Raw genomic sequence first — 21,012 nt, forward strand, 5'->3', positions numbered from 1 at the left:
GGTGGTGACCTTCGGTAGGCCTCGGACGCGCGGCCCGGGCCGTCGGCGGGTCAGCCGGGGAGCGTGGCGTAGGTCGCGGCGGACAGGGCGTGCCGGGCCGTGCGCTCGACCTCGCGCAGCGCCGTGGAGCGCTGGTCGGACTGCCACAGGTTGACCGCGCCCCCGTCGTCGGCGGTGGCGAGGTCGACGATGGCCAGGAGCTTCGTGGCCAGCTGCAGCACCCGGGCGCGGCGGCCGTCGAGCGTGGGGACCGGCCAGCCGGCGGTGGTGGTGCGCCGCACCCGTTCGATGGCGTCGGCGGCGTCGTCGCGCCACCGGGCCACGTCGAGGGTGTCGAGCGCGTCCGTCGCGACCACGAGGTTGGTACGGAGCTCGCGCTCGGCGTCGGCGAGCGAACCGAGCGCGCCGGCAACGAGGGTGGACCAGGCCGGCACCGGGACGACCTCCCAGCGGACCAGGTGGCCCGGCTCGAGGGCGCTGCCGAAGGCCGTGACCTCCGGGACGGCGGCAAACGACCCGGCGGGGGTGGTGACGACCACGCACTCGCCGGCGTCCGTCGCGCCGGGGTTGGCCGCGGCCGGGACGCCGCCCGGGTCGCCGGGCGCGGGGAGCAGCGCGCACACCTCGCGGGGGCCCGCGGACCAGGACGCGACGAGTTCCTTGAGGCCCGCGTCGCCGAGGCCGGAAGCCGAGCCCGGCAGGCCCGTGACCGTGTGCGGCTCGTCGTCGTCCTGCACGCTGCGCACCACCAGCCCGGGGGCGGCGCCCACGGATCCGAGCCACAGCGCCAGCACCACGCTGCGCGGCAGGGCGTTCGGGTCGGCGTCCACCCGCCACACAGTAGACGTTCGGGTTGGACCCCCGCAGGGCGGTCCGTCCCATTGGGCCCGTGGCCGGTCGCCGGGCAGGTCGCGGCGCCTGTCGGGGTGTGCGCCGGGCGCGCGCGGAGGCACCGGAGGAGGTGCCCGACGACGAGCGCCGGACCCGGCGCGCGGGTGCCGGGAGGCGCCGGTCGCTCGGGTAGGGTCGGGCCTCATGAGCGCGGTTCTCGACCTGAAGGGCGTCACCGTCCGACGCGGCACCTCCACCCTCCTCGGCGGCATCGACTGGCAGGTGAACGAGGGCGAGCGCTGGGTCGTCCTGGGCCCGAACGGCGCGGGCAAGACGACGCTGCTGCAGATCCTCGCGGGGCGCTCGCACCCGACGTCGGGCACCGCCGACCTGCTGGGGGAGCGGCTGGGCCGCGTCGACGTGTTCGAGCTGCGCCCGCGCATCGGCTTCTCGTCCGCGGCGCTCGCGGAGCGGATCCCCGGCCACGAGCGGGTGCGCGACGTCGTGCTCACCGCCGCGTACGGCGTGACCGGCCGATGGCAGGAGGCCTACGAGGAGTTCGACGAGCAGCGCGCCAAGGACCTGCTCGCGGCGTTCGACGTCGCCGACCTCGCCGACCGGCACTACGGCACCCTGTCCGAGGGGGAGCGCAAGCGCGTGCAGATCGCGCGGGCGCTCATGACCGACCCGGAGATCCTGCTCCTCGACGAGCCCGCGGCCGGGCTGGACCTGGCCGGGCGCGAGGAGCTCGTGGCGGCGCTCTCCGAGCTCGCCGCCGACGAGGCCTCGCCCGTGCTGGTCCTGGTGACCCACCACGTGGAGGAGATCCCGCCGGGCTTCACCCACCTGCTGCTGATGGGCAACGCCTCCGTGCAGGCGGCCGGGCCGATCGAGGAGGTGCTCACCGCGGACAACCTGTCGGCGGCCTTCGGCATCCCCCTCATGGTGGCCCACGGCGGCGGGCGCTGGCTCGCGCGCGCCGCCCGACCCGCCGGGCGCTGAGTGTTCCCGCGCACGGGGTTTGGTTGGTAAAGTCTGTGCAAAACCTCGTGGCCGCGACATTAGGGTCCCGGCCCGGGGTCGGGCGGAGGTGACCATGGATTCGTGGCTGTGGTGGGTCGGCGCGGCGCTGGTGCTCGCCGCCGTCGAGATGCTGTCGCTCGACCTCGTCTTCATCATGCTCGCGGGCGGCGCCCTCGGCGGGGCCGTCACCGCGGCGGCGGGCGGGCCGGTGTGGCTGCAGTTCGTCGTCGCGTGCGTGACCGCCCTGCTCCTGCTCTTCGTGCTGCGGCCCTGGCTGCTGCAGCATCTGCGTCAGCGGGTCCCCCTCGTCGAGACGAACGCCGCCGCCCACGTGGGGCGGCCCGCCGTGGCGATCACGGAGGTCACCGAGGCCGGCGGCCGCGTCAAGCTCATGGGCGAGGTCTGGAGTGCCCGCCTGGTCGACGACGGCGTGCCCGACTCCACGGGCCGCGTGCCCGAGGGCGCCGAGCTGCGCGTGGTGCGGATCGACGGCGCCACCGCCGTCGTCGAGCCCGCCGGGTCCACCCGCTCCCAGCCCGAGCACAGCGCCTGATCGGCGCCCGGCCCGCGTCACCGCGGCCGGGCGTCGCGCACGTCCCGCACCACCCGCCGGCCCGCCGGCGCCCCTGTTCGACGTCGACAGAAAGGGACCCTCGTGTCCGACCCCTCCGCCAGCACCATCGTGTTGTGGATCGTCATCCTCGCACTCGTCGTCTTCGTGGTCGTGGCGCTCTTCAAGATGGTGCAGGTCGTACCACAGGCCACCGCGCAGGTCATCGAACGGCTCGGACGCTATAGCAAGACGTTCGAGCCGGGCCTGCACTGGCTGGTGCCCTTCATCGACAAGGTGCGTGCCAAGGTAGACCTGCGCGAGCAGGTCGTCTCGTTCCCGCCGCAGCCGGTGATCACGTCGGACAACCTCGTGGTGAGCATCGACACCGTCATCTACTTCCAGGTGACCGAGCCGAAGTCGGCGGTGTACGAGATCGCGAACTACATCACCGGTATCGAGCAGCTCACGGTCACCACGCTGCGCAACGTCGTCGGGTCCATGGACCTCGAACAGACGCTGACCAGCCGCGACCAGATCAACGGCCAGCTGCGCGGCGTGCTGGACGAGGCGACCGGGCGCTGGGGCGTGCGCGTCAACCGCGTCGAGCTCAAGTCGATCGACCCGCCGCAGAGCGTGCAGGGCGCGATGGAGCAGCAGATGCGCGCCGAGCGCGACCGCCGCGCGACGATCCTCACGGCCGAGGGCGTCAAGCAGTCGCAGATCCTCACGGCCGAGGGCGAGAAGCAGTCCCAGATCCTGCGGGCGGAGGGCAACGCCCAGGCGGCGATCCTCACGGCCGAGGGCGAGGCGCGGGCGATCCTGCAGGTCTTCGACGCCATCCACACCGGCGACGCCGACCCCAAGCTGCTCGCCTACCAGTACCTGCAGATGCTTCCCCAGATCGCCAACGGCACCGCCTCGAAGCTGTGGGTCGTGCCGACGGAGTTCACGGCGGCGCTCGGCTCGATCGCCCAGGGCTTCGGGGGAGTGCCGGGCACGCCCGGGATCCCCGCGCCGCCCTCGGCGGCGGCTGCCGAGGACGAGGACGCGGAGGCGCAGCGGCGGCGCAGCTCCATGCTGGGCGAGTCGGCCCTCACCGACCCGGGCGAGGCCCTCGCCGAGGCGCGCCGGCAGGCCGAGGCGGCCACGGCCGACGCGACCAGCGCGGGCACCCGTTCGGGCGCGCCGTTCGACCCGGGCGCGACGCGCGGGCAGCGCCCCTCGGGGGAGCGGCCGCCGGTGCCGCCGGTCCCGGGGCCCGAGCCGCGCACGCTCGGGGGCGAGCAGGAGGAGCCGCCGCAGCAGCAGTGACCGCCCGCCCGCGACGGGCGGCGCGCGGTACGCGAGGGGTCGTCATCCGGCACGGATGGCGGCCCCTCGTCGTGCGTCGGCGTCGCGCGGGCCGGCCGCCGACGTTCCGACCGGGCGGAGGTGCCGAGCACCCCGTTGCGGAGTGAGTGCTCACTCATCTAGGGTGGCGGTCATGTCGCCACAGGACGCAGCACCGCCGGGCGGGCCGGCGCCGGGCGTGGGCGGTCGCGCCGCACCGATGACCCCGGACGACCGCCGCGCGGCGATCGTCGACGCCGTGCTGCCGCTGGTCGGCGAGCGCGGCGTCGACGTCACGAGCCGCGAGCTCGCCGACGCCGCCGGGGTCGCGGAGGGCACGATCTTCCGGGCCTTCGGCGACAAGCTCACGCTCGTGGGCGCCGTCGCGGTCGAGGGTCTGCACCGGGCCTCCGGGCCCGAGGAGACGCGGACCGAGCTGGCCGCGATCGACAGGACCCTCCCGCTCGAGGACCGGCTCACCGAGGTCATCGAGCTCGGACGGCGCCGCATGGCCGACGTCGTGCGCTGGATGAGTGTGCTGCGGATGCTGCACCACCGCACGGGCGGCGGGACGCCGCCGGAGCACGTGCGGGACTTCCGCTCCCACCTCCTGGAGCAGCGGGAGCTGCAGCGCCGGGCCACCGTCGAGGGTCTGACGAGCGTGCTCGCCCCCGACGCGCACCGCCTCCGGGTGCCGCTCGACGTCGCGATCGCCCTGCTCGAGGCGAGCATCGCCGGCACGCACGGACGGATCGATCACCTCGTGCCCGCTCCGTCGGCGAGCGTCGTCGCCGATGCGCTCGTGCACGGCATCGCGCAGGATCGGACCGAGGAACCCCAGCCATGAACCGGGCGAACCCGCAGCCGCGCCGCCCGGCGACACCACCGCCTCACCACCCCAGGAGCCTCTGATGCTCGTCTCCCTGGCGCGGACCTATCTGCGCCCGTACGCCGGAGCCGTCTGGCTGCTGCTCGCGCTGCAGCTGCTCGCGACGCTGGCCTCCCTCTACCTGCCGTCGCTCAACGCGGACATCGTCGACAACGGCGTGACGCAGGGCGACACCGGCTACATCATGCGCGTGGGCGGCTGGATGCTGGTCGTGAGCCTCGCCCAGGTCGTCTGCGCCGTCGGCGCGGTCTTCCTGGGGGCCAGGGCCGCCACGGCGCTCGGCCGCGACGTGCGGCGCGACCTGTTCGACTCCGTGCAGGGATTCTCCGCGCGTGAGCTCGGCCAGTTCGGCGCGCCGTCGCTCATCACCCGCACGACCAACGACGTGCAGCAGGTGATGATGGTCGTGCTCATGACCTTCACCATCATGGTGATGGCGCCGATCATGCTGGTCGGCGGCGTCATCATGGCGTTGCAGGAGGACGTCGAGCTGTCCGCGCTGCTGCTCGTCGTGGTGCCGGTCCTGGGCATCGCCATGGGGCTGCTGATGTGGCGGATGGTGCCGTACTTCAAGGCGATGCAGAAGCGCATCGACGCGATCAACGGCGTGCTGCGCGAGCAGATCACCGGCCTGCGCGTCGTGCGCGCCTTCGTCCGCGAGCGCCGCGAGCTGGAGCGGTTCGGCGCCACCAACGAGGCGCTCTACGACACGTCGCTGAACGCCGGCAAGCTCATGGCGCTGGCCTTCCCGATGGTCATGCTGATCATGAACGCCTCGAGCGTCGCGGTGCTGTGGTTCGGCGCGCAGCGGATCGACAACGGCCAGATGCAGGTGGGCGCGCTCATGGCCTTCCTCAGCTACATCATGTACATCCTCATGGCCGTCATGATGTCGACGATGATGGTGATGATGGTGCCGCGCGCCTCGGTGGCGGCGGGCCGCATCAGCGACGTGCTCGGCACCGAGACCTCGGTCACGGAGCCGGCTGCCGCGGTCGGCCTCACCTCCCTGTCCGACGGCGAGGGGCCGCGCGGCGAGGTGCGGTTCGAGGGCGTCGAGTTCCGGTACCCGGGCGCGGACGAGCCGGTGCTGCACGACCTGACGTTCACTGCGTCGCCCGGCCGGGTGACCGCGATCATCGGTTCCACCGGCGCGGGCAAGACGACGCTGCTCAACCTGGTGCCACGGCTCTTCGACGTGACCGGCGGGCGGGTGCTCGTGGACGGCGTCGACGTGCGCGACCTGGCCTCCGGCGACCTGGGCTCCCTGCTCGGGCTGGTGCCCCAGAAGGCGTTCCTGTTCAGCGGCACCATCGCCGACAACCTGCGCTACGGCAAGGCCGACGCGACCGAGGACGAGATGTGGGCCGCGCTGGAGATCGCGCAGGCACGCGACTTCGTCGAGGCGCTCCCCGAGGGCCTCGAGGCGCCGGTGGCGCAGGGCGGCACCACGTTCTCGGGCGGCCAGCGGCAGCGGCTCGCGATCGCGCGCGCCGTGGTGCGTCGGCCGTGGGTCTACCTGTTCGACGACTCGTTCTCGGCGCTCGACTACAGCACGGACGCGCGGCTGCGCGCGGCGCTGAGACCGCGCACGCAGGATGCGACCGTCCTCGTCGTCGCCCAGCGGGTGGCGACCATCCGTGACGCGGACCAGATCCTCGTGCTGGACCACGGCCGCATCGTCGGGCGCGGCACGCACACCGAGCTGCTCGCCGACAACGAGACCTACCAGGAGATCGTCTCCTCCCAGATGTCCCTCGAGGAGGCGGCATGAGCGCGAGGAGCCCCCGCGGAGCGAGCGCGAGGAACGAGGGCTGGCGGAGCGAGGCACCGCAGCGGTCATGCGAGAGGAGCCCGGCATGAGCACGGAACGCAAGGCGCCGGCAGCGAGCGCGCGTCCCGCCGGCGGCCCCCGCGGCGGCGGCCCGATGGGCATGGGCGGCGGGGCTCCCGGCGCGAAGGCGATGGACTTCACCGGGTCGCTCAAGCGGTTCGCGCGGGTGATGCGACCCGAGCGGGCGCGCGTCGTCCTGCTCACCCTGTGCGGCGTCGTCTCGGTGGCGCTCACCGTCGTGGGCCCGAAGATCCTGGGCGACGCGACCAACGTCATCTTCGCGGGCGTGGTCGGCAAGGCGATCGAGTCGCCCCAGGTCCCCGCCGGGACACCGATCGACCAGGTGGTCGAGGGCCTGCGCGCCTCCGGCGACACGACCCAGGCGGACATGCTCGCCTCGATGAACGGTGTCGTCGTCGGCCAGGGGGTCGACTTCACCCGGCTCTCCGAGATCCTGATGTGGGTGCTCGCCATCTACCTGGGCGCCTTCCTCTTCGGGTGGCTGCAGGCGCGGATCATGACGATCGCGGTGCAGAACACGATGCGGCGGCTGCGCGACGAGGTGGAGGCCAAGCTCCACCGCATCCCGCTGAGCTACGTGGACAAGCAGGCCAAGGGCGAGATCCTCTCGCGCGTCACCAACGACATCGACAACGTGGCGCAGACGACGACGCAGACGCTCGCGCAGCTCGTGACGTCCGTGCTCACGGTGATCGGCGTGCTCGGGATGATGTTCTGGATCTCGTGGGTGCTGGCGCTCGTCGCGCTCGTCACCGTGCCGCTGTCCGTGATCCTCACGATGCAGATCGCCAAGCGGTCGCAGCCGCAGTTCGTGGCCCAGTGGGCGGCCACCGGCCGGCTCAACGCCCACGTCGAGGAGATGTTCACCGGGCACTCGCTGGTCAAGGTCTACGGGCGGCAGGAGGCGGCCGCGGCGAAGTTCGGCGCGGAGAACGACGCGCTGTACGACGCGTCCCGGAAGTCGCAGTTCATCTCCGGCACGATGCAGCCGACGATGGGCTTCCTGGCGAACCTCAACTACGTGGTGGTCGCCGTCGTCGGCGGCCTCCGCGTGGCCTCCGGCCAGCTCTCCCTGGGCGACGTGCAGGCGTTCATCCAGTACTCGCGCCAGTTCACGCAGCCGCTGACGCAGATCGCGTCGATGATGAACCTGCTCCAGTCCGGCGTCGCGTCGGCGGAGCGCGTGTTCGAGCTGCTGGACGCCCCCGAGCAGAGCCCGGACCCGGACGAGCCGCGCCGGCTGGCGCACGTGCGCGGCCGGGTCGCGTTCGAGGACGTGTCGTTCTCCTACGACCCCGCGACGCCGCTCATCGAGCACCTGGATCTCGTCGCGGAGCCGGGCCAGACGATCGCGATCGTCGGACCGACGGGCGCCGGCAAGACGACGCTGGTGAACCTGCTCATGCGGTTCTACGAGGTGAACGAGGGCCGGATCACGCTGGACGGCGTGGACAGCCGCGCGATGACGCGGGACGACCTGCGCTCGCGGATCGGCATGGTGCTCCAGGACACCTGGCTGTTCAAGGGGACCATCGAGGAGAACCTGCGGTACGGGGTCCGCGACGACGCCACGGTGGGCGAGGAGGAGTTCCTCGCCGCCGCGGAGGCCACGCATGTGGACCCGTTCGTGCGCACGCTGCCCGACGGGTACGCCACCGTGCTGGACGACGAGGCGACGGCTCTGTCCGCGGGCGAGAAGCAGCTGCTGACCATCGCCCGCGCGTTCCTCGCCGACCCGGAGATCCTCGTGCTCGATGAGGCGACGAGCTCGGTCGACACCCGCACCGAGGTGCTGGTGCAGCAGGCGATGAACGCGCTGCGGGCGAACCGCACGTCGTTCGTCATCGCGCACCGGCTGTCCACGATCCGCGACGCCGACACCATCGTGGTGATGGAGCACGGGCAGATCGTGGAGCAGGGCGACCATGACACGCTGCTCGCCGCCGGCGGGGCGTACGCCCGGCTGTACGAGTCGCAGTTCAGCGCCCCCGCCGTGGACGAGGAGGACGTGGTGGTCGGCCCGGCGGGGGTCTAGCCCCGGGCTCACGACGACGGGGCGTCGTCCGCCGCCCGCCGTGCCGCCTCAGGGCAGCACGAGCAGCCGGGCGGGCGGCGCCTCGGGCCGTTGCCAGTCGAACCTGGCCTCGCCCACGACGCGCCACCCGCGGTGCAGGTAGACGGCGTGCGCCACGCCGTCGCGGTCGTCGACGTCGAGGACGGGGGTGCGGTCCTGGTCGCGCAGGTGCGCCACGGCGACGTCGAGCAGCGCGCCGCCGACGCCGCGGCCCTGGGCAGCGGGGGCGACGAAGAGCACGGACACGCAGCCCAGCTCGGCGACCGGGCGGCCCGCCCCGGCGGACCAGATGGCCCCGTACCGGTCGTCGGGCACGGTGGTGACGCTGACGTGCCCGAGCATCCGGCCGCCGGACTCCGCGACCCACGCGCGCTCCTCGTCCGGGCGCACGAGGAACTCCTCGACGGGGAAGGGCAGCGGCCACCGGTGCGGGTAGCCGGAGGCCGGCCGCTGCGCGGCGAGGACCTCCGCGAGCGCGGGCAGGTCGGCGGGCACGCGGTCGCGGACGACCACGGCGGGCGCGGGGGCGGGGGCGTGCGTCACGTCGGCGAGGATAGGACGCGCCCCCGACATCTGCCCCCGCGGTCCACCCGTGCGTGACGTCCCTTCCATGACGCGATCTCTGCCGCCGAGCAAACGCCGGGCAACCCCGTCGGCGGCAGGGATCGCGTCACGGAAGGGTGTCCATGCGCTCTCGCGGAGGCCTGTCAGGCCGAGACGCTCAGCGTGGCGCCGATCGTCGCAGGGTCGGCGAGGGCGCCGGCGTGCGCGCCCGCGAGCTGCGCGCGGGAGACCTTGAGCCCGCGCCGGGTGTCGTCGGTCGTGACGTGGGCCGGCGCCTCCGGCTCCGCGGCCGCGTCGGCGTCGGTGAGCGAGACGGGCCGCACGATCGTCCAGTCGAGGCCGCTCGCGCGCACCGCCTCCTCCTGCCGGGCGGAGTCGGCGAACTGCCGCCCGATGACGAACCGGAACACCAGCTTCCACGGGAGGTCCAGGTGCCGCCACGAGTCGCCCAGTCCGTACGTGGTCTGCGCGACCAGGCGGCGCACCCCGGTCTCGCGCATGGCACCGATCACGACCGCGGTGCCCCGGGAGCGCACGTCGAACGCGGTGCTCGCCCGGCGCAGCCACTGGACCGCGAGCGGGTTGTCGGAGATGCCGAGCGTGACGACGACGGCGTCGTGCCCCGCGACGGCCTTCGTGACGGCGTCCGGGTCCAGGGCGTCGCCGTCGACGGGGCGGACGACGCCGGGCCCACCTACCGGCACGGCGAAGGCGGCGCTCGCCGTCCGGCCGAACGCGGTGACGGTGTGCCCCTCGGCGACGAGCCGCCGGGTCACGGCGAGGCCGGTGCCCCGCGTCGCTCCTACCACGAGAACGTCCATGATCGGTCTCCTTCCGGGCTGGGGGCCGTCGTGGCCCCGCGGTGCTCCCAGCCTGGAGGGCCGGCGCCGGACGGACAATGAGCCTTCCGCCGGAACTCTTGACCGATCGTCCCGAACGCTCGACCATGGGGTGATGACGCAGAACTCGGGGTCGATCGTGCCCGACACGGCGGTCCTGACCGAGCCCCGCCGGGACGACCCGTGGGCCGACGTGCTCGGCGACCTCGAGATGGCCGGCGTGTTCTGCTCCACGGGCCGGTTCAGCGAGCCGTGGGGGATCGCGCTGCCGGCCCTGCCGGGCATCCTGATGTACCACCTGCTGCTCACCGGGCGCGCCGTCGTCGACGTGGACGGCCAGACGTACGACCTCGCGCCGGGGGATCTCGTGCTGGTGCCGCACGGCACCGGCCACCGCATCACCGGCGGCCCCGACGACCCGGCCTCCGGCCTCTGGGAGGTCGAGCGCACCGTCGTGGCCGAGCGCTACGAGCAGCTGCGGATCGACGGCGGCGGCCGGCCGGCGACCCTGATCTGCGGGGCGGTGGGCTTCGCCGACCCCGGGGTCGGCCGCCTGCTGGCGAGCCTGCCGCCGGTGCTGCGCGCCCCGCAGGAGGCCCAGGGCCCCGAGCGCGGCTGGGTGCGCGCCGTCGTCGAGGCGATCGGCCACGAGGCGCGCCACCCCCGGCCGGGCACGGACGTCGTGACCGCGCGCCTCGCCGACGTCGTGCTGGTGCACGCGATCCGGGGATGGCTGGAGTCTGACGAGCCCGCGTCGGGCTGGCTGGCGGCGCTGCGCGACCCCGCGCTGGGGCCGGTGCTGCGCGCGGTGCACGCCGACCCGGCCGCCCCCTGGACGCTGGGGTCGCTCGCGGCCGAGGCGCGGGCTTCGCGGTCGGTGTTCGCCGAGCGGTTCGCCGCCGTCGTCGGCGAGCCCCCGATGACCTACGTGGCCGGGCACCGGATGGACGTCGCCGCGCGGCTCCTGCGCGAGCCCGGCGCGAGCGTGGCCGCCGTGGCGCGGCGCGTCGGGTACGAGTCCGGCCCCGGGTTCCATCGCGCGTTCGTGCGCCGGCACGGCACGACGCCCGGCGCGTGGCGCGCCACCCCGACGCCCCGGACCCTGGAGGACGTGCTCGGCGCCTGAGGTCGTCGGGGGAGAATGCCCCGGTGAGCACCGCTGACCCGACCGACCAGACCCATGCCGCCACGGACGTCGTCCGCGTGACCGACCCCGCCGACCCGCGGCTGCGCGACTACACCGACCTCAAGGACGTGAAGCTGCGTTCGGCGCGGGAGCCCGCCGAGGGGCTGTACATGGCGGAGTCGTCGTCGGTGATCCGGCGCGCGCTCGAGGCCGGCCACCGGCCCCGGTCGTTCCTCATGGCCGACAAGTGGCTCGACTCGATGGCCGACGTGCTCGACGCGCACCCGGGCGCGCCCGTGTACGTCGGCGCGGACGACGTGGTGCAGCAGATCACCGGGTTCCACCTGCACCGCGGCGCCCTCGCCGCCATGCACCGCCCGGCGCTCCCGAGCGTGCACGAGCTGGTCGCCGGCGCGCGCGGCGGCGCCGGGGCGCGACGCGTGGCCGTGTTGGAGGACATCGTCGACCACACCAACGTGGGCGCGATCTTCCGCAGCGCGGCGGCGCTCGGCGTCGATGCCGTGCTCGTCTCGCCGCGCTGCGCCGACCCGCTGTACCGGCGGTCGGTGCGGGTCTCGATGGGCACCGTCTTCCAGGTGCCGTGGACGCGGCTCGAGTCGTGGCCGGCCGGGCTGCAGGCGCTGTCCGAGGACGGGTTCACGGTCGCGGCCCTCGCGCTGGCCGACGACGCCGTGTCGCTGGACGACCTGGTCGTCGAGCCGCCGGAGCGGCTCGCGATGGTGCTCGGGACCGAGGGCGACGGGCTCTCGCGCGACGCCGTCGCGGCCGCGGACGTCGTGGTGCGCATCCCCATGGCCGGGGGAGTGGACTCGCTCAACGTGGCCGCCGCGTCGGCCGTGGCGTTCTGGGCGACGCGCGCCTGACGCGTTCCGTCCCCGACCGGGCAACGAGGGTGCCGGGTCGATCCTCATCCAGCGGGTATGAGGATCGACCCGGCACGCCCGATGTCTCGCTGTCAGATCCGCAGATCGGCGGCCAGGTCCACGAGGAACGTGTCGAGGACGCCGTCGCCGAGCTTGACCGGCGCCGCGCCCCACCGGTTGTCCGGCGGGTCGACGATCACCTGCGCGGCCGCGTCGGCGGACGCCTGCGCGCCCGAGAGCAGCGCGTCCCTGGCGCTCGCGTCCCCGTCGAGCTCGGCCTGGGCGGCGCCGAGCGTCGCGACGAGCGCGTCGCCCCAGAGCTGGTTCGCGTCGAGCCATGGTGCGGCGTCCGAGACGAACGCCGGGTCGACCGACCCGGACCGCAGGGTCTCGGGCACCGACGCGATCAGCTCGGCCCGCTCGCGCAGCCCGTCGACCGCCGCCTGCCGGTCACCGGAGGTCCAGCGCTCCCAGAAGTCCTCGACGTCGGCGGCGAGCGCGGGGGCCTGCGGCTGCCACGGGTCGCCGAAGCTCGGGGCCAGGTGGTTGAGGTCGCCGAAGGCGAGCAGGGCCTCCACGGCCCGACGGTCGTCGTGCGCGAGGTAGCGCATCGCCTCGACCCAGCTGCGGTCGCGGTCGTAGGCCCGGTCGTTCCAGGCGAAGTCGAGCATGCCGAAGACGGCGACCTTGCTCGCCGCGGCCTGGTTCATCGGGTTGGACACCAGGCCCGCGAGGTGGTCGGACAACCCGGGCTCGCGCTTGTCGTACGGCGCGAGCAGGAGACGGCCGCTGGACTGGCCGTAGTCGTTGACGGGGTAGTTGTCCCACAGGAACGTCGGGCCGCCGAAGACGGTGTCCGCCTCGATCGCCTGGTCGACCGAGATCGACTGGGGCACCACATCGTTGCCGGTCCACATGACGACGACGTCGCCGTCCATCTCGCGCAGCGCGGCCTTGTACGGCGACTCGGTGGTGTTGTAGTACTCCGTCGGCACCATCTGCAGCGGCTGGGCGCCGTCGTGCGTCTCGATCCACCCCTGCTGCACGCGCGTGAGGAAGTCGGCCTGAGCCCGGCCCGCGGCGGCGGGCGACGGGTCGCCGTAGGCCTCGCGGTCGGCGTCGCAGGCCCACGTGCTGTAGTCGATGTCGTCGAGCGGGACGCTGAAGGCGCGCACGCCCACGTCGTACAGGGCCTGGAACTTGGCCTCCAGGGCCGCCATGTCGGACTCGCTGGAGTAGCAGACGCTGTTGCCCGGCGACAGGGCGAAGGTGAACCGCACGTGGTTCGCCGTCGCGGCCTCGACGAGCTCGGTGAGCTCCGCGAGCTTCTCGGCGGGATACTCCTCGCGCCACTGCTCGCGGTGGTACGGGTCGTCCTTCGGGGCGTAGACGTAGGTGTTGGCCTTGACGTCGCCGTAGAACTCGAGCTGGTCCAGGCGTTCCGCGTGGGTCCACGGCTCGCCGTAGAAGCCCTCGATCGTGCCGCGCAGCGGCATCGCGGGGAAGTCGCGGACGGTGGCTCCGGCGATCCGCGCGCGGTGCCCGCTGCCGACGACGAGCTGCTCCAGGGACTGCACGGCGTAGAACTGGCCCGCCGGGTCGGAACCCGCCAGGGTCACCACGTCGAGCCCCTTCGCCTGGCGGCCGTGGTCGTGGCCGCCGCCCCGGGCCTCGACCCGGATCGCGTACGCCTCGGCGTGCTCGGGCACGGTGACGCCGGCGGCCCGGGCGCTCGCGTCCTCGGCGTCGCCGAGCCGGATCTGCAGCGCCGCGCGGCCGCGCGCCGAGTCGTCGCGGGTCCGGACCCGGTCGACGCCGTGGGCGCGCAGAGCCGTGACGAGTGCGTCGAGCGCGGCCGGGTCGGTGCTGTCGCCGACGACGACGTCGACGCCGTCCCCGAGCCTGACGTCGCGACCGGAGCGCCATGCCTCCTGCGGTGCGGGGCTGATCGTGGGAAGGTCGTCGCGGGACGCGGTAGCGGCCGGCGTCGTGGCGGTGGCGGGCTGCGCCACCACCGCCGTGGCGAAGAGCGTCGCCGCGGCGAGAAGCGCCGCGCCGGTGCGGTGCCGAGCTCTCGTGGTCATCAGAACCTCCATTGGTCTAGACCAGCAGGTATGACAACGCTGTCGTACCCGCCCGCAGGTGTCAACCGCAGACGCTCCGGCGGGTCGAGGCGGTGCGCGACGGGTCGGTCCGGGTCGACGCCGCGTGAGGTGGATCACGGGACCGGGGGTGTTCAGATCGGACCGTGAAGGTTAGCCTCACCTACGTGAGTCAGACCTTAGTGGCCGACGCCATGCCCGGTACGCGCGCCGACGTCGCGCTCGCGGGACAGGATTTGAGCCTGTCGTACGACAAGCGCACCGTCGTCGAGGGCGCGGGCATCGAGCTGCGCCGCGGCGCGGTCACCGCCCTGCTCGGGCCGAACGGTTCGGGCAAGTCGACGCTCCTGCGCTCGCTGGCCCGGCTGCACCGGCCGGATGCCGGCGGGGTCCGGCTCCACGCGGTCGACGACGAGTCGGCCGACGGCACGGCGCCCGAGGGCGGCGAGGACGCCCTCGTCCTGCACCCCAAGGACTTCGCGCGGCGCGTCACGCTGCTGTCGCAGAGCCGGCCCACGCCGAGCGGCGTGACGGTCCGCGACGTCGTCGCCTACGGGCGGCACCCGTACCGCGGGCGCTTCCGCACCGCCGACCCCGACGGGCCCCGCGCGATCGCGCACGCCATGGAGGTCACGGGCGTGACCGCCATGGCCGACCGCGGCGTCGACGAGCTCTCCGGCGGCGAGCTGCAGCGCGTGTGGCTCGCCACCTGTCTCGCACAGGACACCGGAGTGCTCCTCCTCGACGAGCCCACCACCTACCTCGACCTGCGCTACCAGGTGGAGCTGCTCGACCTGGTGCGCGACCTCGCCGCGGTGCACGGTGTCGCCGTGGGCGTCGTCCTGCACGACCTCAACCAGGCCGCGGCCGTGGCGGACCACGTCGTCGTGCTGCACCAGGGGGTCGTGCGGGCCTCGGGCCGCGCGGACGATGTGCTCACGGGCGAGCTGCTCACCGAGGTCTACGGCATCCACGTCGACGTGTACACCCATCCGATCACCGGCCGGACCTGCTGCGAGGCGGTGGGGCGGCACGACGTCCGGCGCGCCGTCGCGGCGACGGCCTGACACCCGGGGCGTCCCGCCCCTCGGCAAGCCCGGCACCGCCAAGCCCGGCACCGCCAAGCCCGGCACCGCCAAGCCCGGCACCGCCAAGCCCGGCACCGCCAAGCCCGGCACCGCCAAGCCCCTGAACGCCCGGCCCCGCACCACGCCGGCCCGACCCTGCCTGCCCGTGCCCCGGCACGCGCACCGACCCGAAGGACACCCATGCGTACCGCCACCCGCCCCCTGCTCGCCGGCGCCACCGCAGCGCTCGCGGCGCTCGCCCTCGCCGCGTGCGGCACCACCGAGGAGCCCACGGCCGACGCGGCCCCGGAGTCGTCGGCCCCCGCCGGCCCGGTGACGTACACCGACGAGCGCGGCGAGCACACGCTCGACGCCCCTGCGACCGCCGTCGTCTCCCTCGAGTGGGGCCTCACCGAGAACCTTGTCGCGCTCGGTGTCGAGCCCGCCGGCCAGGCCGACGTCGAGGGCTACAACACGTGGGACACGGTCGCGCCGATCGACGCCGGGACGCCCGACGTCGGCACGCGCGGCGAGCCGAGCCTGGACGCGATCTCCGCGCTCGAGCCCGACCTCGTGGTCACGACGACCGACATCCCGGAGAACGTCATCGCCCAGATCGAGGAGGTCGCGCCGGTCCTCGCGCTGCGCGGCTCCGACGGGGCGGACCCGATCGGCCACATGCGCGACACGGTCACCACGCTCGGCGAAGTCACCGGCACGCAGGACGCCGCCACCGCCGCGCTGGAGGACTTCGACGCCAAGGTCGCCGAGAGCACCGCCGCGCTCGAGGCCGCCGGCCTCGGGGGCGCCGAGTTCGCGATGGCGGACGGCTGGATCGCCAACGGCACCGTCTCGGTGCGGATGTACACGCCGGGGTCCTTCTTCGGCGCGCTCGGCGAGGAGGTCGGGCTGACGAACGCCTGGACCGAGGGCGGCGACCCGGACTACGGCCTGGCGCAGACCGACGTGGAGGGCCTCACCGCGCTCGGGGACGTGCAGTTCGTCTACGCGGCCAACGACTCCGAGGCGGACCCGTTCGCCGACGGCCTGAAGGACAACAAGGTCTGGGCGCAGCTGCCGTTCGTCACGGCCGGCGACGTGCACCGCATCCCCGACGGCATCTGGATGTTCGGCGGCCCGCTGTCCGGCGCGGCGTACATCGACGCGCTCGTCGACGCCCTCGTGTGACCCGCGCAGCGACGCCGCGCCCCGTACCCGAGACCGACACCGGAATCGACATCACCGTGCCCGACCACACCACGGCGAAGGCCACCGCGGCGCCCCGGCGCCTCGTGGTGGTCTTCGCCGCCGCTCTGCTCACCGTGGCGCTCGTCGGCGCCCTCCACCTCGCGCAGGGCTCCGCCGACGTCGGCGCGCTCGACGTCCTGCGGGCGCTGCTCGGCGACCGCAGCGACGAGACCGCCGCCGTGCTGGTCGACTCCCGGCTGCCGCGCCTGCTCGCGGGCGTGCTGGTGGGGGTGGCGCTCGGCGTGTCGGGCGCCGTCCTGCAGTCGGTGGCCCGCAACCCGCTCGCCTCTCCCGACACCCTCGCCGTCAACGCGGGCGCGTACGTGACGATCGTGGCCGTCGCGGTCCTCGGCGTCTCCGTGCCGTTCTACCTCCAGGGCGGCCTCGCCTTCGTGGGCGGGCTGGCCGCTGCCGGCCTGGTGCTGGTGGTGTCCCGCGGCGGCGCCGACGGCCCGACGCGGCTGGTGCTCGCGGGGTCGGCGATCATGCTCGCCCTGCACTCCGTCACGATGGTGCTCCTGGTCCTCTTCGAGCAGGAGACCACGGGCCTGTTCGCGTGGGGCAGCGGCAGCATCGTGCAGTCCGGCACCAGGACGGTGGCCCTCGCGACGCCCGTCGTGGTGGTCGGCGTCGCGGCCGCGCTCGTCGCCGCGCGGCGGCTCGACCTGCTCGCGCTCGGCGACGACGCCGCGAGCGTCCTCGGCGTCGACGTGCGCCGCACCCGCGTGCTCTCCGTGCTGATCGCGGTGGGGCTCGCCGCCGTCGCGGTGACCGTCGCCGGACCGGTCGGGTTCGTCGGCCTCTCGGCGCCGGTGATCGCCCGGCTGGTCGGTCGACGCGTCCCGGGCCTCGGGCGGCACGTCCTGCTGCTGCCGTTCTCCGCCCTCGTGGGCGTGGTGGTCGTCGTCGGCGCCGACGTGCTGCTGCGCGTCGTGCTGCCCGGCCAGGCGTCGATCGTCGTCCCGACGGGCGTGGTCACGAGCATCCTCGGCGCCGGCATCCTCGTGTGGCTCGCGCGCCGGCTGCGCGACTCCGGCGCCGGAGCGCGCGGCGCCCGCGGCGCGCTCGGCCGGCCGCGCAGCCGGGCCCGCGTGGTCGTCGTCCTCGTCGTGCTGGTCGCCGCCCTCGCGGCCGCCGTCGTCGCGGGCCTGCTGCTCGGCGACCGGATCGTCCTCCTGGGCGACGTGGCGAACTGGGCCCAGGGCACCGCCGGGCGGCAGGTGTCCTTCGTGCTCGACCAGCGCGTGCCCCGGGTGCTCGCGGCGCTGCTCGCGGGGGCGGCGCTCGCGCTCGCGGGCTCGATCGTGCAGGTGGTGTGCCGCAACCCGCTCGCCGAGCCGAGCCTGCTCGGCGTGACGTCGGGCGCCGGCCTGGGTGCGGTGACGATGATCCTGCTCGTGCCCGGCGTCGGGATCTGGCCGATGTCGGCGGCGGCGGGACTCGGGGCGGTCGTCGTCTTCGGCCTCGTGTACGCCCTGTCGGCGCGCGGCGGGCTGGGCTCGGAGCGGCTCGTGCTCGTGGGGATCGGCGCGCAGGCGGGCACGACGGCGCTCATCACCCTCGTGACGCTGGTCGTCGCCCCGTGGGACGTCAACCTCGCCCTCACGTGGCTGTCCGGGTCGACGTACGGCCGCAGCCTCGAGCAGCTCCTCCCGGTGATGCTCGCGCTCCTGGTGATGGTCCCGCTCGCCGCGACGTACCGGCGCGAGCTCGACGTGCTGGCCCTCGACGAGGACACGCCGCGGGTGCTCGGCGTCCCGGTGGACCGTTCGCGGCTCGTGCTGCTCGGCGCCGCGGCCCTCACGACGGCGGCGGCGGTGTGCGCGGTGGGGGTCATCGGCTTCGTGGGCCTCGTGGCGCCGCACGCCGCCCGGGCACTCGTCGGCGCTCGGCACGGCCGCGTCCTTCCCGTCGCGATGCTGCTGGGAGCGCTGCTGGTGTCCGTCGCGGACACGCTCGGCCGGTTCGTCATCGCCCCCGGGCAGATCCCCGCGGGGCTGGGGACGGCGCTCCTCGGCGCGCCGTACTTCGTCTGGCTGCTCTGGCGCAGCCGGGGCCGGGCCGCCTGACGGCCCGGGCTGCAGGCCCGCCCTGACGGCCCCGGTCGCCGGGCCGGCCGAAGGGCCGCTCGGCAGGTCCGGCGACCGCAGGTCGCGACCTGCGCGGTCGTCGCTGAGGTTTCGAGCGCGGGGCGCGCGAGAGACGATGGCGACGTGGTGGGAGCACCGGTGGTCGTCGGGTACGACGCGTCCGAGCCTGCGCGGGGCGCCCTGGTGTGGGCGGCGCGCGAGGCGCGGATGCGCGGCACGACGCTGCGCGTCGTGTACGTGCGCGACGCGCACGACCTCGACGTCGCCGCCCGGCCGCACGGCACCGACCTCGGCGAGCGCGGCGACGCCGGCGCGTGGCCCGTCGTCGAGGAGGCGGCCGCCCTCGCGCGCGACGTCGCGCCGGGGCTGGACGCCGAGGCGTTCGTCGAGTACGCGCCGCCGGCCGCGGCGCTCGTCGGTGTCTCGACGGACGCGCGCGCCCTCGTGCTGGGGGCGACGCGGCACGGCGGCCTCTACGAGGCGATGCGCGGCACGGTGGTGCTGCAGGTGACGGCGCACGCGTCCTGCCCCGTGGTCGTCGTGCCCGCCGGCGGCCCGCCGCAGGAGGTCGCGCCCGACGCGCCCGTCGTCGTGGGCTTCGACGGCTCGGAGCCCGCGGGCCTCGCCCTCGACGCGGCCGCGGACGCCGCCTGGTGGCTCGGCCGCCCGCTGCGGATCGTCGTGGTCTGGCGGCCCGGCGTCACCGAGTGGGTGGTCTCGCGCGGGCCCACGGAGCACGAGGCGCACGACATCACCGAGGCCGACGCCGGCCCCGTGCTGGAGCGCGCGCTGGCCCGGGTGGAGGACCGGTTGCGGGAGCTGGGTGCCGCCGACGGCGCCGTCGAGGTGACCGGCGCGATCCTGGAGGGGCAGGTCGTGCGGGTCCTGCACCGCGAGGCCGAGACGGCCGAGCGGCTGGTGGTCGGCACCCGGGGCCGCGGCGGCTTCGCCTCGCTCCTGCTCGGCTCCGCGACGCACACGCTGGTCCGCACCGCCGCGTGCCCGGTGGTCGTCGTCCGCGCGTCCGGCTGAGGCTGAACGCCGGTCGAGCCTGTCGAGACCCGGATCTCGACAGGCTCGACCGGCGTGCGCGCCGGGGTGGTGTGACACCGGTCACGGGGGTTGCGTCGCCCGGTCCAGGTGAGGTTAGGCTTACCACCGTGACCCAGACCGTCGAGGCGACGCAGCGCGCCGAGCAGCCCGCGCCGGACGCCGCCCCCGAGCAGCCGTACCGCATGTTCGACGTCACGGTCTCCCGGGTGACGCGGCTGTGTCCGTCGTTCATCCGCATCACGTTCACCGGCGACGACCTCGACCTGTTCGCCGACAACGGCAAGGACCAGCGGATCAAGTTCCTGCTGCCCGCCCCCTGCGGCGGCTGGGAGTACCTCGACCGGCAGAACCCCGACTGGTTCACCTCCTGGCGGGCGCTGCCCGAGGAGCGCCGGAACCCGCTGCGCACCTACACCGTCCGGGCGGTGCGCCAGGACCTGCGCGAGGTGGACGTCGACATCGTGCTGCACGGCGACACGGGCCCCGCCTCGCGCTGGGCCAACGGCGCCAAGCCCGGCTCGCCCCTCGTGCTCATGGGACCGAACGCCGCCTACACCGGCGGGTCGCACGGCGGCCTGGAGTTCAACCCGCCGGAGCGCAGCCACGCGCTGCTGCTCGCGGGCGACGAGACGGCGGTGCCGGCGATCGCCGCGATCTGCGAGTCGCTGCCCGACGACGCCGTGGGAGAGGTCTTCCTCGAGGTGCCGCACGCCGAGGACCGCTGGACGCTCGCCGCGCCCGCGGGCGTGCGGATCACCTGGCTGCCGCGCGAGGAGCGCGAGCACGGCGAGGTGCTGGTCCCGGCCGTGCAGGGCGCCGCCGACCGCCTGCTCGCGATGGGCGTGCGCGCGTCGCACGAGGAGGTGTCGTCCGGCGCGCCGGTGCCGGCCGTGACCGCCGCCGGCCTGGACCTGGACGTCGAGCTGCCCGACGTCGACATCGACGAGGACATCCTGTGGGAGGTCCCGGTCGACGCGTCGGGCCGCCCGCTCGCCCAGGACACCGTGCTGTACGCCTGGCTCGCCGGCGAGGCCGGCACGATCAAGACGCTGCGCCGCTACCTGGTGTCGACCAAGGGCGTCGACCGCAAGTCGGTCGCGTTCATGGGCTACTGGCGGCGCGGCCGCGCGGAGTGCTGAGGCGCCGACGACGCCCCGCCTGGATCCTCGCGATCCCGGTGGGGCGCCGTCGTTCCCGGGGCCCGGTCAGCGGGCGACGCCCAGGTCGGTGACCACCTCGACGCCCGGCATCGCGCAGAGCAGCTCGCCGGGCATGAGCAGCTTCGAGCGGCGCACCCCCGACCCCATGAGGGCGAGCGTCCCCGGAGCCGCGAACCGCGCGTCCACCAGCACGCGCCAGTCGCCCGGCAGGCCGACGGGCGTGATCCCGCCGTACTCCATGCCGGACTCCGCGGTCGCGCGGTCCATGGCCAGGAACGACGCCTTGCGGGCGTCGAGCAGCTTCCGCACGCGCGTGTTGACGTCG

The 21,012-nt window shown here is 74.5% G+C and carries 18 protein-coding genes; 13 read left to right on the top strand and 5 right to left on the bottom strand.

The window, feature by feature from the left end:
* Positions 1 to 50: 50 nt before the first annotated feature.
* Positions 51 to 830 carry a hypothetical protein gene (locus tag ABD254_RS15935; protein ID WP_344249538.1) on the bottom strand — a complete coding sequence of 260 codons (780 nt, stop codon included), beginning with the start codon at positions 828 to 830 and terminating at the stop codon, positions 51 to 53.
* A 205-nt stretch (positions 831 to 1,035) separates the two neighbouring features.
* On the opposite strand from ABD254_RS15935, the gene ABD254_RS15940 reads away from it, so the two are divergent.
* The 6 genes from ABD254_RS15940 to ABD254_RS15965 all read left to right on the top strand — a co-directional run bounded on the left by ABD254_RS15940 (position 1,036) and on the right by ABD254_RS15965 (position 8,515).
* Positions 1,036 to 1,833, top strand: a complete 798-nt coding sequence (locus ABD254_RS15940) for an ABC transporter ATP-binding protein (protein WP_344249540.1) — start codon at positions 1,036 to 1,038, stop codon at positions 1,831 to 1,833.
* Positions 1,834 to 1,927: 94 nt separating this feature from the next.
* Complete coding sequence (locus tag ABD254_RS15945) at positions 1,928 to 2,407, top strand: NfeD family protein (RefSeq protein WP_344249542.1); 480 nt, start codon at positions 1,928 to 1,930, stop codon at positions 2,405 to 2,407.
* 102 nt (positions 2,408 to 2,509) lie between these two features.
* Complete coding sequence (locus ABD254_RS15950) at positions 2,510 to 3,718, top strand: SPFH domain-containing protein (RefSeq protein ID WP_425553830.1); 1,209 nt, start codon at positions 2,510 to 2,512, stop codon at positions 3,716 to 3,718.
* A gap of 172 nt (positions 3,719 to 3,890) precedes the next feature.
* On the top strand, positions 3,891 to 4,583 hold the full coding sequence (locus ABD254_RS15955; RefSeq protein WP_344249543.1) for a TetR/AcrR family transcriptional regulator: 693 nt from the start codon (positions 3,891 to 3,893) through the stop codon (positions 4,581 to 4,583).
* 64 nt (positions 4,584 to 4,647) lie between these two features.
* Positions 4,648 to 6,399, top strand: coding sequence for an ABC transporter ATP-binding protein (locus ABD254_RS15960; protein ID WP_344249545.1), 1,752 nt, complete (start codon positions 4,648 to 4,650; stop codon positions 6,397 to 6,399).
* Between the two features lie 85 nt (positions 6,400 to 6,484).
* Positions 6,485 to 8,515 carry an ABC transporter ATP-binding protein gene (locus ABD254_RS15965; protein ID WP_344249547.1) on the top strand — a complete coding sequence of 677 codons (2,031 nt, stop codon included), beginning with the start codon at positions 6,485 to 6,487 and terminating at the stop codon, positions 8,513 to 8,515.
* Positions 8,516 to 8,563: 48 nt separating this feature from the next.
* Here ABD254_RS15965 and ABD254_RS15970 read toward each other — a convergent pair whose 3' ends face one another.
* Together ABD254_RS15970 and ABD254_RS15975 are read right to left on the bottom strand one after the other, a co-directional pair.
* The gene (locus tag ABD254_RS15970) at positions 8,564 to 9,097 is read right to left on the bottom strand and encodes a GNAT family N-acetyltransferase (RefSeq protein WP_344249549.1); all 534 of its coding nucleotides are present in this window, start codon (positions 9,095 to 9,097) and stop codon (positions 8,564 to 8,566) included.
* A gap of 164 nt (positions 9,098 to 9,261) precedes the next feature.
* Positions 9,262 to 9,939: an NAD(P)-dependent oxidoreductase gene (locus ABD254_RS15975; RefSeq protein ID WP_344249551.1), complete on the bottom strand. Its 678-nt coding sequence runs from the start codon at positions 9,937 to 9,939 to the stop codon at positions 9,262 to 9,264.
* Positions 9,940 to 10,072: 133 nt separating this feature from the next.
* Here ABD254_RS15975 and ABD254_RS15980 point away from each other — a divergent pair, with 133 nt between their 5' ends.
* Both ABD254_RS15980 and ABD254_RS15985 read left to right on the top strand, forming a co-directional pair.
* A complete protein-coding gene (locus tag ABD254_RS15980; protein WP_344249553.1) occupies positions 10,073 to 11,083 on the top strand; it encodes an AraC family transcriptional regulator in 1,011 nt (336 codons plus the stop codon).
* 23 nt (positions 11,084 to 11,106) lie between these two features.
* Positions 11,107 to 11,967, top strand: a complete 861-nt coding sequence (locus ABD254_RS15985; RefSeq protein ID WP_344249554.1) for a TrmH family RNA methyltransferase — start codon at positions 11,107 to 11,109, stop codon at positions 11,965 to 11,967.
* A gap of 92 nt (positions 11,968 to 12,059) precedes the next feature.
* Here the strand turns inward: ABD254_RS15985 and ABD254_RS15990 are convergent, their stop codons facing one another.
* Positions 12,060 to 14,051, bottom strand: coding sequence for a glycoside hydrolase family 84 protein (locus ABD254_RS15990; protein ID WP_344249555.1), 1,992 nt, complete (start codon positions 14,049 to 14,051; stop codon positions 12,060 to 12,062).
* A gap of 212 nt (positions 14,052 to 14,263) precedes the next feature.
* Between ABD254_RS15990 and ABD254_RS15995 the strand changes: the two genes are divergently transcribed.
* The 5 genes from ABD254_RS15995 to ABD254_RS16015 all read left to right on the top strand — a co-directional run bounded on the left by ABD254_RS15995 (position 14,264) and on the right by ABD254_RS16015 (position 20,666).
* Positions 14,264 to 15,136: an ABC transporter ATP-binding protein gene (locus ABD254_RS15995; protein ID WP_344250069.1), complete on the top strand. Its 873-nt coding sequence runs from the start codon at positions 14,264 to 14,266 to the stop codon at positions 15,134 to 15,136.
* Between the two features lie 201 nt (positions 15,137 to 15,337).
* Positions 15,338 to 16,324, top strand: coding sequence for an ABC transporter substrate-binding protein (locus ABD254_RS16000; protein WP_344249557.1), 987 nt, complete (start codon positions 15,338 to 15,340; stop codon positions 16,322 to 16,324).
* 56 nt (positions 16,325 to 16,380) lie between these two features.
* Complete coding sequence (locus ABD254_RS16005; RefSeq protein WP_425553831.1) at positions 16,381 to 18,453, top strand: iron ABC transporter permease; 2,073 nt, start codon at positions 16,381 to 16,383, stop codon at positions 18,451 to 18,453.
* 144 nt (positions 18,454 to 18,597) lie between these two features.
* Positions 18,598 to 19,506, top strand: coding sequence for a universal stress protein (locus ABD254_RS16010; RefSeq protein ID WP_344249561.1), 909 nt, complete (start codon positions 18,598 to 18,600; stop codon positions 19,504 to 19,506).
* Positions 19,507 to 19,634: 128 nt separating this feature from the next.
* Positions 19,635 to 20,666: a siderophore-interacting protein gene (locus tag ABD254_RS16015; protein WP_425553833.1), complete on the top strand. Its 1,032-nt coding sequence runs from the start codon at positions 19,635 to 19,637 to the stop codon at positions 20,664 to 20,666.
* A gap of 66 nt (positions 20,667 to 20,732) precedes the next feature.
* Here the strand turns inward: ABD254_RS16015 and ABD254_RS16020 are convergent.
* Positions 20,733 to 21,012: YbaK/EbsC family protein (locus tag ABD254_RS16020; RefSeq protein WP_344249562.1), on the bottom strand; the 280-nt coding region annotated here is incomplete at its 5' end.

Source organism: Isoptericola hypogeus (assembly GCF_039531145.1).
Lineage (GTDB): Bacteria > Actinomycetota > Actinomycetes > Actinomycetales > Cellulomonadaceae > Isoptericola > Isoptericola hypogeus.